The sequence below is a fragment of the Paracidovorax sp. MALMAid1276 genome (assembly GCF_049198005.1).
Taxonomy (GTDB): domain Bacteria; phylum Pseudomonadota; class Gammaproteobacteria; order Burkholderiales; family Burkholderiaceae_C; genus Acidovorax.
Map to the genome: position 1 here is coordinate 1 of NZ_JBMIRS010000236.1, position 13,781 is coordinate 13,781.

The window sequence follows — 13,781 nt, forward strand, 5'->3', positions numbered from 1 at the left end:
GCAGCCCTCGCTGCGGGGCGGCCCTTGCTCGGCTGCCCTGGCCTGGGCCGCGCCCGTTGCATGCGGCAGGGGGGGGGCGCATCGCTATGGAAAACGGACATGACCACGCCTGAGCACATCCCCGTTGCCGACCATGAGCCGCCCATCGTGGACGTGCGCGGCCTGTGGACGCAGTTCGGCAAGGGCAACGAAGTCTTCACCGTGCACCAGGACCTGAACTTCACCGTGCAGCGCGGCGAGATGCTGTCGCTGGTGGGTGGCTCGGGCACGGGCAAGACGGTGCTGCTGCGGCAGATCCTGGGGCTGGCGCGGCCGGCGCGTGGCAGCGTCACGGTGCTGGGCCGTCCGGCATCCGAGATGGGGCGCGAGGGCGCGGCCAGCCGCGTGGGCATGCTGTTCCAGCACGGCGCGCTGTTCTCGGCGTTCAACGTGCTCGACAACGTGGCCTTTGCGCTGCGCGAGCAGGGCACGCTGCCCGAGGACCTGGTGCGCGACGCGGCCCTGGTCAAGCTGCAGATGGTGGGCCTCAAGCCCGAGCACGCCACGCGCATGCCGGCCGACCTGTCGGGCGGCATGGTCAAGCGCGTGTCGCTGGCGCGCGCCCTCATCATGGACCCGCCGCTGCTGCTGCTGGACGAGCCCACCGCCGGCCTCGATCCCAGCAGCGCGGACGAATTCTGCACGCTGCTGCGCGAGCTGCGCGCGGCGCTGGGCCTCACCGTGGTCATGGTCACGCACGACCTGGACACCCTGTTCGCCCTCAGCACCCGCGTGGCCGTGCTGGCCGACAAGAAAGTCATCGTGACCGGCGCGCCGCACGAGGTGGCGCGTTTCAAGCACCCGTTCATTCAACAATTCTTCCTGGGAGAACGTGGCCAGCGTGCCATGGCCCCGGTGCAACCCGTGGAGCCCGCCACTGCAACTGTTGCAGCCGTTGCAGCAGACGCAGCAGGCGCCGCCACGCCCCCGCCCGCAAAGGAAACCCGCTGATGGAAAACAAATCCCACGCCCTGGCCGCAGGCATCTTCGTGCTGGTGGTGGCCGCCATGCTGGCGGGCCTGGCCATCTGGCTCACGCGCGACGATGCCAACTACCAAAGCTACGAGCTGTCCACCAAGGACGGTGTGACCGGCCTGCAGCCCCAGGCCGCCGTGCGCTACAAGGGCGTGGCCGTGGGCAAGGTCACGCGCATCGGCTTCGACCCCCAGGTCAACGGCAACGTGCTCATCCGCATCGCCGTCAACGACCATGCCCCCATCAGTCCCACCACCTTCGCCGTGCTGGGCTACCAGGGCGTCACCGGCCTGGCCCACGTGCTGCTGGACGACGCCGAGCAGCCCTACCCCGAGCTGCCCCCGGGCCCGAGCGGCCTGCCCCGCCTGCCGCTCAAGCCCTCGCCCTTCGGCAAGCTGGCCGAACAGGCGCCCGCCATCCTTTCGCAGGTCGAAGAAGCCACGCGCCGCATCAACCAGCTGCTGGGCGACAACAACCAGCAGCTGCTCACCCAGGCGCTGTCCAACATCGGCCAGGCGGCCGGCAGCGTCAGCGCGCTCACGCAAAGGCTCGACACCACCCTGACCCAGCGCGTGGACCCGGCCCTGGCCGCGCTGACGCCCCTGGCCGGCGACGCACGCCAGACCCTGCAGGCCCTGCGCAAGGCCGGCGACAGCGTGACCACCCTGGCCACCGACTTCAGCCAGACCACCCGCCGCCTCACCGCCGAAGGCGGCGCCATCGACCAGATCACCGTGGGCACGCAGGCCCTGGCCCGCGCGGCCGACCAGTTTGGTGCCAGCACGCTGCCACGCCTGAACCGCGCGGCCGACGACACCTCGCGCGCGGCGCGCCAGGTCAGCCGCACGGCGGGCGGCGTGTCCGACAACCCCCAGCTGTTCATCTACGGCTCGGGCCGCATCCCGCCCGGACCGGGCGAACCCGGCTTTGCCGCCGGCACCCAGTAACTGGATGGATGGAGTGCGCATGCAAACTATCAAAAACATAGCTACAAACGCTTGCCAGATAAGCGCTAAGGGCATTTTTTTATTGAAATTTTCTGCGCTGGCTGCGGTGCTGGCCCCGGTGCTGATGGCGTGCTCGGCCCTGCCCCAGCCGCCCACACGCCCCGCGCTGTATGACTTTGGGCCGGGCCTCCATACACCGGCACCCGCGGCGGCACCCGCCCCGGGCGCTGCCGCCGCGCCCCGGCCCCCGCTCACGCTGGACGACATCGAGGCCCCCGGACTCACCGAAGGCAGCAACGCCGTGCTGTACCGCCTGGCCTACAACGGCCCGCAGCAGCTGCGCCCCTACAGCCTAGCGCGCTGGAGCCAGCCCCCTGCGCAGCTGCTGCAGCAGCGCCTGCGTGAACAGCTGGGCCAGCGCCGCGCCATCCTGCGCCCCGACTACGGCAGCGCCCAGGCCCGCAGCACCGACCAGGGCGGCCGCCTGCCGCCGGTGCTGCGCATCGAGCTGGAGGAGTTCAGCCACCACTTCGCCAGCGCCACCGACAGCGCGGGTGTGGTGCGCGTGCGCGCCACCCTGGTCGACGTGCTGCCCCAGGGCGAATCGCTGCGCGGCCAGCGCGTGTTTGTGGCCCGCGTGCCCGCCCGCACCGCCGACGCGCCCGGCGGCGTGGCCGCGCTGGCCGAGGCATCCACCCAGGTGGGGGCTGAAATTGACGCGTGGCTCGACCAGCTTGCGCCGGCGCCCGCACTGCAGCGGTAGGCCGGCAAGTCAGAAAGGATCGAGCCTGTTCGGAGCGGTTGCTCGGCAATCCCGATCAAAGCCGCCGTGGTAGCGGGCGTTCAGGGCGATTCCGGCGGGCTCTCCGAATCACCTTCGTGCATGATCGCGCCGCGCGGCGCGTCCACGTCGGCCGGCAGGTGAAGCAGCTGGCTGAGGGGCTCGGGTTTGTGCAGCAAAAAGCCCTGCGCGTAGTCCACCCCCAGGGAGCTGACGATCGACAGGGCTGCCTCGGTCTCCACAAATTCCGCCACCGTCTCCTTGTGCAGCAGACTGGCCATGTCGGCGATGCATCGCACAGTGGCAAAGTCCACCTGGTCCGTGGCCAGCGAGCGCACGAACTGGCCGTCGATCTTGAGGTAGTCCACCGGCAGCGCCTTGAGGTAGCCGAAGGACGAACTGCCGCTGCCAAAGTCGTCCAGCGCAAACTTCACGCCCAGGGTCTTGAGCTGGCCCATGATGTTGATGGCGTCTTCGATGTTGCGAATGGCGCTGGTCTCGGTCACTTCAAAGCACAGCTTGCCCTCGGGCAGGCCGCTGTTGCGAATGGCATTGACCAGCCTCGCGTGCACCTTTCTGTCGCCGATCGACTGCCCTGACAGATTGATGCTGATCTTGTCGAAGCCGCTCAGATCACGGCATTGGCGCAGCAGCTCGATGGCCTTGTTCAGCACCCACAGGTCCAGCCGGGCCGCGATGTGGTAGCGCTCCGCGGCCGGAATGAACACGCCCGGAGACACCAACTCACCCTGCCCGTCCCTGAGCCTCAGCAAGATCTCCAGGCTGGGCGGCAGGCGCGTGTCCTGCAGCGGCTCAATGCGCTGTGCGAAAAGAATGAAATGGTCCAGCTCCATCGCCATGTCCAGCCGTGTGGCCCAGTTGGCCACCCCGGCGCGCTGGCGCACCACGGTCTCGCTGACGTTGAAGTAGGTGTGCACCCGGTTTCGGCCCGCCTCCTTGGCTGCCACACACGCGGTGTCCGCCGCTTGCAGCAGGGCCGCTGCGCTGGTCCAGCGGTGGTCAAATTCCACAAGGCCGATGCTGGCGCCGATGCGGAAGCGGTGCTGGTCGTGGATGAACCGATAGCGGTCCAGGCGCTCGCAGATGGCTTCCGCGACCAGCTGGCCCGACCGGGTGGGGCAGTTCTCCAGCAGCACGGCAAACTCGTCGCCGCCGAGGCGCGCCAGCGTGTCCCCTGCACGGATGCACTTTTCGATCATGCCGGCCGTGTTCTGCAGCACCCGGTCGCCCACATCGTGCCCACAGGCCTCATTGGCCAGGCGAAACTGGTCCAGGTCGATCAGCAGCAGGCAGTGTTTCAGCCCTTGGTCTTGCTCGGTCTGCTTGAGAACGCGCGAGATGCGCACGTCGAACTCGGTGGAATTGATCAGCCCCGTCAAGGCATCGTGGGTGGCGCTGAATGCGAAGGCCTCGTTGATCTTGCGGCGCTGCTCCGTCACATCGTGGAAGACCACCACGGCGCCCACGATGTTGTCGAGCCGGTCGCGGATGGGGGCCGCCGAATCCTCGATCAGGTATTCGCCCCCGTCGCGCGCAATCAGCAGGGTGTTGTTGGGCAGGCCCACGATGCGCTCTTCGGCCAGGCTGCGCGCCGCAGGGTTGCGGATGCTGCGCCGGCTGCGTTCGTGCACGATGGTGAACACCTGGTCGAAGGGCAGGCCCTGCGCCTCGGATTGAAGCCACCCCGTGAGCTGCTCTGCCACGCCGTTCATCAGCGCCACGTTGCCCTGGCGGTCGGTGGTGATGACGCCGTCGCCAATGGAGTGAAGGGTGATCCGCAGTAGCTCCCGCTCGTCTTCCAGCTCCTTGGCCATGGCCACCCGTTTGAGCAAATTGCCCACGCGCAGCCGCACGAGGTTCACGTTGAACGGCTTGTTGATGAAGTCGGCCGCCCCCAGCTCCAGCCCGCGGCTTTCGCTGGCTTCGTCGTCCAGCGCCGTCAAGAATACGATGGGCGCATCCCGGAACTGCGGCAGCGCCTGAATGCGCTCGCACAGCTCGAAGCCGTCCATGCCTGCCATCATCACGTCGAGGATGAACAGGTCCGGCTGGCTGTTCTTGAGAAGCTGCAGCGCCTCGTGGCCGGAGCGCGCAAACTGCACGTCGTAGTCGGCTTCCAGTGTTTGCGCCAGCAGCTGAAGGTTGGCGACGGAGTCGTCCACGATCAGTAGGGTCTGTCTGTGCGGCATGGGGGCGCTCTCCTGGCGGTTGTTGGTCTGTCAAGACCCTGATACAGGCGCAGAGGCCCCGAGCTTTCCCGACACTTCTTCCAGCGCGGTCAGGGCAGCGGCAAACTGCAATTGCTGAATCTTGTCATGCACCGGCACGTACAGGGCCTGCCACGGCGTGCCCTGCAGCAGCTCTTGCAATCGTTCGGAGTCCTTGAGTGCCTGCATGCGTTGTTCCTTCAGCAAGGTGGGAAGCTGCTCCAGCAGCGCGTCCAACTCCTCCCGGTCCTGCGGCCCGAGCGAACGCTGCGCAGGGTCTGCCGGGACATCGGGAGTCAGAGCGGATTCCAAAGTCTGCAACAGTTGCGGAGAAAACGCCCGCAAAAAATTGCCCAAGGCAGACACAGCGCCCTCGGGCAGGGTGTCGGGGCTGGTCTTCAGGTCGTTTTCCAGCGACTGGCAGGACGCCGCGATCCCGTGGAAGCCCAAATTGCCGCTCTCGCCTTTGAGCCTGTGTATCCACTCCGGAAGTTCGTGCGGCCCCAGACCGGTCAGCTCGTCAGGCAGCCGCGCCGCCCTGTGGGCAAAGTCCCGCAGCAGACGTTGATACAGGCGTCGGTCGCCGCCCATGCGGGCCAGGGCGCCGTGCACGTCGACGCCCTCCAGTTGTTCCAGCGGCGCAAGCGGGCCCAGGGCGTCCCGCGCCTCGGCTGCCACCCTGGGATTGGCGGCGATGTTCGCACCGGTGGGCGATGGCGCAGCGGCACGCGCGCCGGTCCATTGGCAAAGAGCGCGGATCAACTCCTCCGGATCGATGGGTTTGCCCACAAAGCCGTCCATGCCTGCGTCGAAGCACGCCCGCCGGTCTTCCGGCATGACGGCCGCCGTCATGGCGATGATCGGAACGGTGGCGCATGGGGCCAGGGTGCGGATCCTGCGGGTCGCCTCCAGCCCGTCCATTTCCGGCATGTGCATGTCCATCAGGATGGCGGCGAAATGGCCAGAGCCTGCCAGCTCCACCGCTTGTTGACCGTTGCAGGCAATGCTGACTTCCAGCCCGGCGGACTGCAGGAAGGCGGTGGCCACCTGCTGGTTCACTTCATTGTCTTCGGCCAGCAGGACGCGCATGCCGCGCAGCGGTGCGGCGGCGGCAATGTAGCTGTGGAGCACGGGCGCTCGCGCCGCGTTCTTGCCCACGTCGGCGGCGTCTGCAGGGCGCCCGTGGGTGGCTTCCGCCAGTGCGTTGTGCAGGGCCGACGGAAGCACAGGCTTGGTGAGCAACGCCGCCACAGGGTGGTCCTGCACCCTGGCTGCCAGCTCGTCGCGCGCGTAGGCGCTCACCATCACCATGGCGGGTATGCGTGTTAGTCCCTGGAACGACGCCAGCCGCCCAATCTGCGTGATCAGCTCCAGCCCATCCATGCCCGGCATGCGCCAGTCGGTGAGCAGCAGGTCAAAGTGCTGGCCATCGGCAGAAGCGGTTTTGATGTGGTGCAAGGCCGCTTCGCCACTGTCGCAGCAAAGGGCGTCCACCCCCCAGGCGCGCAGCATGGCCTGCAGCACATGCGCCGATGCGATCTGGTCGTCGACAACGAGCGCCCGCTGAAACGCCAGCGGCCGTGCGGCCCGGAACGTGGTCTGCGGTGCGGTGGGCAGAGCCATGCCGATCTCAAAGAAGAACTCGCTGCCTTCGCCGGGGGTACTGTGCACCTCGATCACCCCACCCATCAACTCGACCAGGCGCTTGCAGATGCTCAGGCCCAGGCCCGTGCCGCCGTATTTGCGCGTGACCGAAACATCTGCCTGGGTAAAGGGGTTGAAGAGCTGGGCCATCTGTGCTGCGCTCATGCCAATGCCGGAGTCGGCCACGCTGAAGCGTACCCGGCACATCTGCGAATCCTGCTGCACCGTTCGGGCGCCCAGGGTGATGGCACCTTCGGTGGTGAACTTCAGCGCATTGCTCAGAAGGTTGGACAAGACCTGCGTCAGGCGCAGCGGGTCGCCCCGCACGCTCGCGGGCAGGTCGGGCGGGATGTCCAGCACGAACGAAAGGCCCTTTTGCTCTGCCTGGTGCGCAAACAGCGAGGCGCTGTTGGCCAGCAGGGTCTCCAGAGACAATTCGCGCGCTTCCAAATGCATGTGGCCGGCCTCGACCTTGGAGTAGTCGAGCACGTCGTTCAGGATGTTGAGCAGGGCCTTGGAGGCCGAAAAGGCCTTGGTCAGCATCGTCCGCTGCTGCGGTGCGAGTTCGCCCTGCAGCACCAGTTGTGTCATGCCCAGAATCGCGTTCATGGGCGTGCGGATCTCGTGGCTCATGTTGGCCAGGAAGCTGCTCTTGGCCATGTTGGCCTTTTCCGCCGTCTCGCGTGCAGCTTCCAGCTCGGCCTGGTAGCGCTTTTGATCACTCAGATCGGTCGCCACGCCCAACGAGCCCAGCGGGTTGCCGTGCTCGTCAAAAATGCCAGTCACCGAGAGCAGCACCGGCTTGCGCTGCCCGTCTTTGGTGTAGTAGGTCCACTCGTTGGTGTCCACCTTCCCCTGAAGCGCCTTGACGCCCAGGGTAGCCAGGCCGGGTTTGACGGGCGAGCCCAGCTCTTCGGACAAGGCCTGGGCCCGGCGCGTGATTTCGTCACGGTCATGGAAAGCGGCGGGGGTCAGCTTGCCAATCACTTCATCGCTCTGGTAGCCCAACAGGCGCTCCGCGCTCGGATTGAACAGGGTGATGATGCCGTCCATGCGGGTGGCAATGATCGCGATGCCGGCACTGCTCAGTATCGCGTTCTGAAGGCCGAACAAGCGGTTCCTTTCCAGCTCCTGGGCCCGGCGTTCGCTGAGGTCGCGCGTGATCTTCGAGTAACCGCTGAGGCGGCCTTCCTCGTCGTACATGGGCGTCAGCGTGACACTGGCCCAGAAGCGCGAGCCATCCTTGCGCAGGCGCCAGCCCTCTTCGTGTGCGTGCCCCACATCACGCGCGCTGGCGAGTTTTTCAGCAAGCTGGCTGCGGCTGACCGTGTCGGGCGGATAGAACACCGACAGGTGGCGTCCGGCAATTTCCGATTCGGAGTAGCCGGTGATTTCCTTGGCGCCAATGTTCCAGCCCATCACGTTGCCTGACGTGTCCAGCTGGACGATGGCATAGTCCCTCACGCCGTCAATCAGCTGCCGGTATCGCCGGTCCGCCTGGTGCAGGCGGTTTGCAGATTCCATGCGCTCCGCGCGCAGTCCGGCCAGCTGCAGGGCGTAGGTTGCCACGGTCACCACCAGGCTCAGCAGCAGCACGATGCCGAAGACCAGCCAGGGCGATGTGAGATTCATCTGCTCGATCAGCTCCGGCTGGGCCTGGACATTGATTTGCCATTCCTTGCCAAAAATCTCGATATGGGTCCGGGTGCGTGGCAGATCGGCCGTTGCCGCAGTGGCGGCCTCGGTGTTGGAGTAGAAAAGAAAGGGCTCTCCATCGGCGTCCACCGCGCTGAGGCTCACCGAAATGCGCCCCTCGTAGTAGTCGAAGTCCTTGAGCACTTCCTCGATGGTCAGCGGTGTGTAGGCCCAGCCGTAACCGGCGGCCTCCCGTTCAGCCTCGGTGGTCAGCGGCGCGCCGTTGCGGTAGGCGGGCAGAAGAATCAGGAAGCCCTGGTTTTGCTTGCCGTTGGCTTGCACCAGCGTGATGGGGTCGGTGATGACGGCCTTGCCGGTTCTCATCGCGCGTTCGGCAGCGGTGCGGCGGTTGTCCTCGGAGGCAATGTCCAGCCCGATCGCCTGCATGTTGTTCTGAGCAGGCTCTATGTACTGGATCACGAAGCGTTCGCGCGTGTGCGGGGCAAGGTGGCGCACGTTAAAGCCGGGCCACCCGTCGGCGCGTGCCGCCTGCACAAAGGCGGCTTCGTCCTGCGCCGGCACGCGGCGGATAAAGCCGAAGCCGCGCGCCCCGGGAAACTCGACGGCGTAGTCCCGTGAGCCCGAGTAGCGCAGAAATCCCGCGCGCCCGATGTTTTCCTCGCCCCCCGTGATCAGCGCCCCGCGCGTGCCTCTGAGCCCATACTCGTAGATGTTCATGCGGCGCTCCAGCTGGACCGTGGTGCGTTGCGCAACAAGCTGGAAGGCTTCTTCCACGTCGGACTGATTTTGCTGGTGCGTGCGTACGCCCAGCCAGGCCGCCACCGCCACGCCCACACACAAGCCCATCAGCGGAAACCACTTCAGCACGCCAGATATTTGTTTCATCGTCGTTCTCTTGGGAGCGTGGGGGGCGGGCCGATGGGCGGTTGGCGCTAGCCGCAAACGCGGTTGCGCCCCTGGGCCTTGGCGTTGTAGAGCTGCTGGTCAGCGCTGTCCACCAGCGCTGACGGCAGTCCATCTGCCGAAGGCACCGCGCTTGCAACCCCCACGCTGATGCTCACGAATGCCGAGGCGGCATCGGGCGCGTGGGCGATGCGCAGCGACTCCACCCGCTGGCGCAGGGCCTCTGCGATGCTGAGGGCGCCAGCGGCATCGCACTCTGGCAGCAGGCAGGCGAATTCTTCTCCTCCATAGCGGGCCATCAGGTCGTGCGAGCGCTTGAGCTCATCGGCCAGCGTGGCCGCAACCCGCTGCAAGCAGGCATCACCCGCCAGATGGCCGAAATGGTCGTTGTAGCGCTTGAAGTTGTCGATGTCGATCAGCAGCACGGCCAGCGGGGTCGCATTGCGCCGGCTGCGCCGCCACTCAGCCTCCAGCGCCGAGCTGAACCGGCGGCGGTTGGCAATGCCCGTAAGCCCATCCACAAACGCCAGATCGCGCAGAAGGTCGGACTGGCTCTTGAGGCGCAGGTGTGTGCGCACCCGCGCCTGCACCACTGCGGGGTTGATGGGTTTGGCAATGAAGTCGACAGCGCCGTTGCGAAAACACAGGGTTTCTTCCTCGGGCGTGCTCTGCGCAGTAATGAAAATGACCGGAATATCCAGCGTCTGCGCATTGCCCTTCAACCGCCGGCATACCTCGTGCCCCGACATGCCCGGCATCTGAATGTCCAGCAGCACCAGATCCGGGGGCGATGCGTGGATGAGGCGCAGCGCATCATCGCCATTGGTGGCCATGCGGATGTCGAATTCATCGCCCAGCAGCCCATGCAGCACCTGGATATTGGCCACTTGGTCGTCCACCACCAGCACGGACGAACGCCGGGGCGATGGCAGCAGCGTGTCGAGTTGCATGGCTGACGGTTGTGGCGCGGGGTTGTCTGAGGCCATGGCGTTTCGAAGATCTTGGAAGGGGTGCGCCCACAGCGCGACCGTGTTGTGCGTAGGGTCCGGGCATCCAGCCTACCAAGAATACGGTGCCGCTGCCACGCCCGCACATCCGCACATTCCAGGGGGTGCGCACCTTGGCGCCCGGAGCTGTGGCTGCTCAGTCGCCTTGCTGGGTCGCGGGTCGGCCTTCGGCGGCGGCCGCAGCGCCATCCGGGCGGCGCGGGTCCACCGCCCCTGGCACCTGCGCCGCCACCTCACTGGCCGAAGCGCCTGCCTTCACCGGCTGGGCCGCGATGCCCGTCACCACCCGCGCATGGCGCGCAAAGGTCCAATACGCCCAGCCCCAGTCCAGCAGCACCACCACCCGGTTGCGAAACCCGATCAAAAAGAACACGTGCGCAAACAGCCAGAACAGCCACGCAAAGTAGCCTGAAAACCGCACCGGCCCCACGGGCGAGGCCAGGTCCACCACCGCCGAGTTGCGGCCGATGGTGGCCAGGTTGCCGTAGTCGCGGTAGCGAAACGGCTCGGTGCCGCGCCCCGCCAGCCGCCGCAGGATGTTGGCCGCCGCCGCGCGCCCCATCTGCTTGGCTGCGGGCGACACGCCCGGCACCGGCGTGGGCTCGCGCCCCGGCACATGGCTCTTGGCGGCGGCCAGGTCGCCAATCACGCTCACTTCGGGAAAGCCCGGCACGCTCAGGTCGGGCTGCACCACCACGCGGCCGGCGCGGTCTATCGCACTGCCACCGGCCTGCGTGCTGTCGGCCAGCTGCCGCCCCAGCGGGGACGCCGCCACGCCCGCGCCCCACACCACGCACTGGCTCTGGATGGCATAGGTGGTGCTGCCATCGCCCCCTTCTGCCTTGTGTTCGGAGCTCTGCACCGTCAGCCCCTGGTCGTCAATCGCCGTCACCTTCGCGTTCAGGCGCACATCCACGCCCAGCTTTTCCAGTTGCTCTTTGGCGCGCTGGCTGAGCGCGGGCGGCATGGCCTGCAAAATGCGGTCGCCCCCTTCGAGCAAGATCACGCGCGCAGCCGCCGGGTCGATGTTGCGAAACTCCCCGGGCAGCGTGTGCCGCGCAATCTCGGCCAGCGTGCCCGCCATCTCCACGCCCGTGGGCCCGCCGCCAATCACCACAAAGGTCAGCCATTGCGCGCGGCGCTCGGGCTCGGGCTCCTTCTCGGCCGCCTCAAACGCCAGAAGAATGCGGCGGCGAATCTCAAACGCATCGTCCAGCGTCTTCAGCCCCGGCGCAAACGGCGCCCACTCGTCGTGCCCAAAGTAGCTGTGCGCCGCCCCCGCCGCCACGATCAGATGGTCGTACGGCAGCGCCAGCCCGTCCTGCAAATGCACCGCCCGCGCCGCCGCGTCAATACGCGTCACCTCGCCCAGCAGCACCGTCACGTTGCGCTGCGCGCGAAACAAATGCCGCACCGGCGCCGCAATCGCCGGCGCCGACAACCCCGCCGTGGCCACCTGGTAGAGCAGCGGCTGGAACAGGTGGTGGTTGGTGCGGTCCACCAGCGTCACATCCACTGCCGCCCCCCGCAGCGCCCGCGCGGCCTCCAGGCCGCCAAAGCCGCAGCCGATGATGACGATGCGGGGGCGTGGGGAGGGTGAGTGGGGGGATGGGCTCTGCGTGGTGGATGGAGAGGTAGTCATCCGGACATTATTGGGGCGTGGCGCGAGGGCGGAGTGCGGTGCGGGCGCGGTGAGAGGCAGTGGAGGTGCCGGCGGCGCTGTGTTGGCCGGTAGTGGGTGCACGGAGGTTCTGGATGCCGATCGTTGGCGAATTTGATGCCAAATCAGGCTCTAGCGCTTTATAGGAAAGCGCTGATAGCTATGAAATCAGGAGTGAGTGCCTCGGGGCTGTCCAGCGCCAGGTGTCTGCGCGGTAGAAGGCATCGAAGCGAAACGCGCTCTGCGCGATCAGCGCGTAATGCTGGACGCCGATCTGGCTGCACTGTACGGGGTGGAGACCAAGGTGCTGGTGCGGGCCGTCAGGCGCAATCGCGGGTGGTTTCCAGGGGATTTCATGTTCCAGCTCGATGCCCAGGAGTGGGCATCTTTGAGGTCACAGTTTGAGACCTCAAACACCGGCCGGGGCGGCCGCCGCTATGCGCCCTATGCGTTCACCGAGCAGGGCGTGGCGATGTTGTCTTCGGTACTCAACAGCCCGCGCGCCATCGCCATCAATATCGAGATCATGCGGGCCTTCGTGCAGGTGCGCTCCATGGCCGCGACGCACCACGACCTGGCCCGGCAGCTCTCGGAGTTGCAGGACAAGACCGAGGCGCTGGCGATGCAGCACGACACCTTCAGCCGCGATACCCGCGCCCAGCTCAAGCAGGTGTTCGATGCGCTACGCGGGCTGATGGCGTCGCCTGAGCCTGCCAAGCGGCCTATTGGGTTCATTACGCCTGAGGACAGGAAGGACGGCAAGCCCAGCAGTTCCAAGGCAAAGGGCAAGAAGGCGTAGCGCCCAATCTCCCAGCGGCTAAAAGAAGAAGCCACCTGCAATCCAGCAGCTTTTACCGCTGGCGGGATGCAGGTGGCTTTCTTTGTGAGAAATAGACCTCAGTGCATGTGCTCACGCAGGAGGTGGATTTGAGGCGTACTACCGCAACTTGAACCCACCGGGATTACATGCATCTTCATCTCTTCTTGTTGGGTAATACACCTTCTTTTCTTCAAGTTCATAGAAGATGATGCCGTGGATGCCCAGCGCATCAGTTTTTTTTGTTCGGCGATTCCAGATGTTCGCAAATGCTGCATCAAGCAGTTTTGCGTCTTCTCTCGCATAGACCTCATCAATAAAAGCTATATCCGTTCCCTCTGGGAAGATCAAAGCAAACTCTTCATCGGTAGCCGAGAAGATGTCATAAACACAATTCTGCGCGCCATCAATAATCTGAATGTTTTTCATGATTATTTTCTCTGTGGTCTGACATTGCGATAACCCCCGCCAGGGGTTTGCACGTCCCAATGCGGCCCCCCGTGAGCAGTGCCGCCTTGACCTGTGGGACACCAAACATCCCCGTTTGCATCCTGCCAACCATACCCTGAGCCGCCCTTGCCAGGGTTGGGATTGGGCACCCAGTTTTCCCCACCTTTTGGATCTTTGAAACCATCTGCTTCACCGGGTTTGCCTGGGGCCTTTGGGCCATTTGGGTCATAGGCGTTGTCTGGTGGCTTGATCCACATCGGCCCAGTAATGTACCAACCGATTCCAGCACCAACTAATGCGCCGCCCACCCCGCCTACAGCTGTTCCGACCGGACCGAACGCACTTCCCCCAGTTGCACCAAGTCGGCCTCCATTGATCGCCCCAGTCAACGGATTTAAACCATCGGGGTCCACAAAGCTGAGCGGATTGCCATTGACATAGGCAAACTGGTTCCACCCGCCATCTAACCCAATCGGGTCAGCTTGGGTATACCGCCCGCAGCTTGGGCAATACGACCTGTTCCAGTTGTAGTGAAGATTACTCTCCACGTCGAAATACTGCCCCGGATACCTCAGGTTGTAGTTCACCTGCGGGACTGCGGTGCTCCCCGTGCTGGGGTTCGTCGTCTCGCCCGTGAACCGGTGGGCCGCCTGCGTGGGCGGCTCATCCCCAAA

At 65.7% G+C, this 13,781-nt stretch carries 10 protein-coding genes; 4 read left to right on the forward strand and 6 right to left on the reverse strand.

All coding sequences use genetic code 11. The features are described from left to right. Window positions 1-99 precede the first annotated feature (99 nt). The 3 genes from ACOQFS_RS19330 (at window position 100) to ACOQFS_RS19340 (ending at window position 2,724) form a co-directional block, all read left to right on the forward strand. Window positions 100-990 carry an ABC transporter ATP-binding protein gene (locus tag ACOQFS_RS19330; RefSeq protein ID WP_421564445.1) on the forward strand — a complete coding sequence of 297 codons (891 nt, stop codon included), beginning with the start codon at window positions 100-102 and terminating at the stop codon, window positions 988-990. After that, a complete protein-coding gene (locus ACOQFS_RS19335) occupies window positions 990-1,961 on the forward strand; it encodes an MlaD family protein (protein ID WP_421564446.1) in 972 nt (323 codons plus the stop codon). Before ACOQFS_RS19330 ends, ACOQFS_RS19335 begins: the two co-directional genes overlap by 1 nt. Window positions 1,962-2,043: 82 nt before the next feature. Further along, window positions 2,044-2,724, forward strand: coding sequence for an ABC-type transport auxiliary lipoprotein family protein (locus ACOQFS_RS19340; RefSeq protein WP_421564447.1), 681 nt, complete (start codon window positions 2,044-2,046; stop codon window positions 2,722-2,724). An 80-nt stretch (window positions 2,725-2,804) separates the two neighbouring features. On the opposite strand, the gene ACOQFS_RS19345 is transcribed toward ACOQFS_RS19340, so the two are convergent. From ACOQFS_RS19345 to ACOQFS_RS19360, 4 genes are all read right to left on the reverse strand, one after another. Then, on the reverse strand, window positions 2,805-4,952 hold the full coding sequence (locus ACOQFS_RS19345) for an EAL domain-containing protein (protein WP_421564448.1): 2,148 nt from the start codon (window positions 4,950-4,952) through the stop codon (window positions 2,805-2,807). Between the two features lie 30 nt (window positions 4,953-4,982). Continuing rightward, window positions 4,983-9,155 (reverse strand): CHASE domain-containing protein, encoded by a 4,173-nt coding sequence (locus ACOQFS_RS19350; protein ID WP_421564449.1) that lies wholly within the window; start codon window positions 9,153-9,155, stop codon window positions 4,983-4,985. A gap of 47 nt (window positions 9,156-9,202) precedes the next feature. Beyond that, on the reverse strand, window positions 9,203-10,123 hold the full coding sequence (locus ACOQFS_RS19355) for a GGDEF domain-containing response regulator (protein ID WP_421564450.1): 921 nt from the start codon (window positions 10,121-10,123) through the stop codon (window positions 9,203-9,205). 193 nt (window positions 10,124-10,316) lie between these two features. Then, window positions 10,317-11,822, reverse strand: coding sequence for an NAD(P)/FAD-dependent oxidoreductase (locus tag ACOQFS_RS19360; RefSeq protein ID WP_421564451.1), 1,506 nt, complete (start codon window positions 11,820-11,822; stop codon window positions 10,317-10,319). A gap of 196 nt (window positions 11,823-12,018) precedes the next feature. Here ACOQFS_RS19360 and ACOQFS_RS19365 point away from each other — a divergent pair, with 196 nt between their 5' ends. Then, window positions 12,019-12,639 (forward strand): ORF6N domain-containing protein, encoded by a 621-nt coding sequence (locus ACOQFS_RS19365; protein WP_421564452.1) that lies wholly within the window; start codon window positions 12,019-12,021, stop codon window positions 12,637-12,639. Window positions 12,640-12,777: 138 nt separating this feature from the next. Here ACOQFS_RS19365 and ACOQFS_RS19370 read toward each other — a convergent pair whose 3' ends face one another. Continuing rightward, window positions 12,778-13,086: a hypothetical protein gene (locus ACOQFS_RS19370; RefSeq protein WP_421564453.1), complete on the reverse strand. Its 309-nt coding sequence runs from the start codon at window positions 13,084-13,086 to the stop codon at window positions 12,778-12,780. Window positions 13,087-13,088: 2 nt separating this feature from the next. Then, window positions 13,089-13,781: RHS repeat-associated core domain-containing protein (locus ACOQFS_RS19375; RefSeq protein ID WP_421564454.1), on the reverse strand; the 693-nt coding region annotated here is incomplete at its 5' end.

Coding starts and splice junctions, on each gene's coding strand:
- ACOQFS_RS19330 (WP_421564445.1), top strand. CDS start 100: ATGACCACGCCTGAGCACATCCCCGTTGCCGACCATGAGCCGCCCATC.
- ACOQFS_RS19335 (WP_421564446.1), top strand. CDS start 990: ATGGAAAACAAATCCCACGCCCTGGCCGCAGGCATCTTCGTGCTGGTG.
- ACOQFS_RS19345 (WP_421564448.1), bottom strand. CDS start 4,952: ATGCCGCACAGACAGACCCTACTGATCGTGGACGACTCCGTCGCCAAC.
- ACOQFS_RS19350 (WP_421564449.1), bottom strand. CDS start 9,155: ATGAAACAAATATCTGGCGTGCTGAAGTGGTTTCCGCTGATGGGCTTG.
- ACOQFS_RS19355 (WP_421564450.1), bottom strand. CDS start 10,123: ATGCAACTCGACACGCTGCTGCCATCGCCCCGGCGTTCGTCCGTGCTG.
- ACOQFS_RS19360 (WP_421564451.1), bottom strand. CDS start 11,822: ATGACTACCTCTCCATCCACCACGCAGAGCCCATCCCCCCACTCACCC.
- ACOQFS_RS19370 (WP_421564453.1), bottom strand. CDS start 13,086: ATGAAAAACATTCAGATTATTGATGGCGCGCAGAATTGTGTTTATGAC.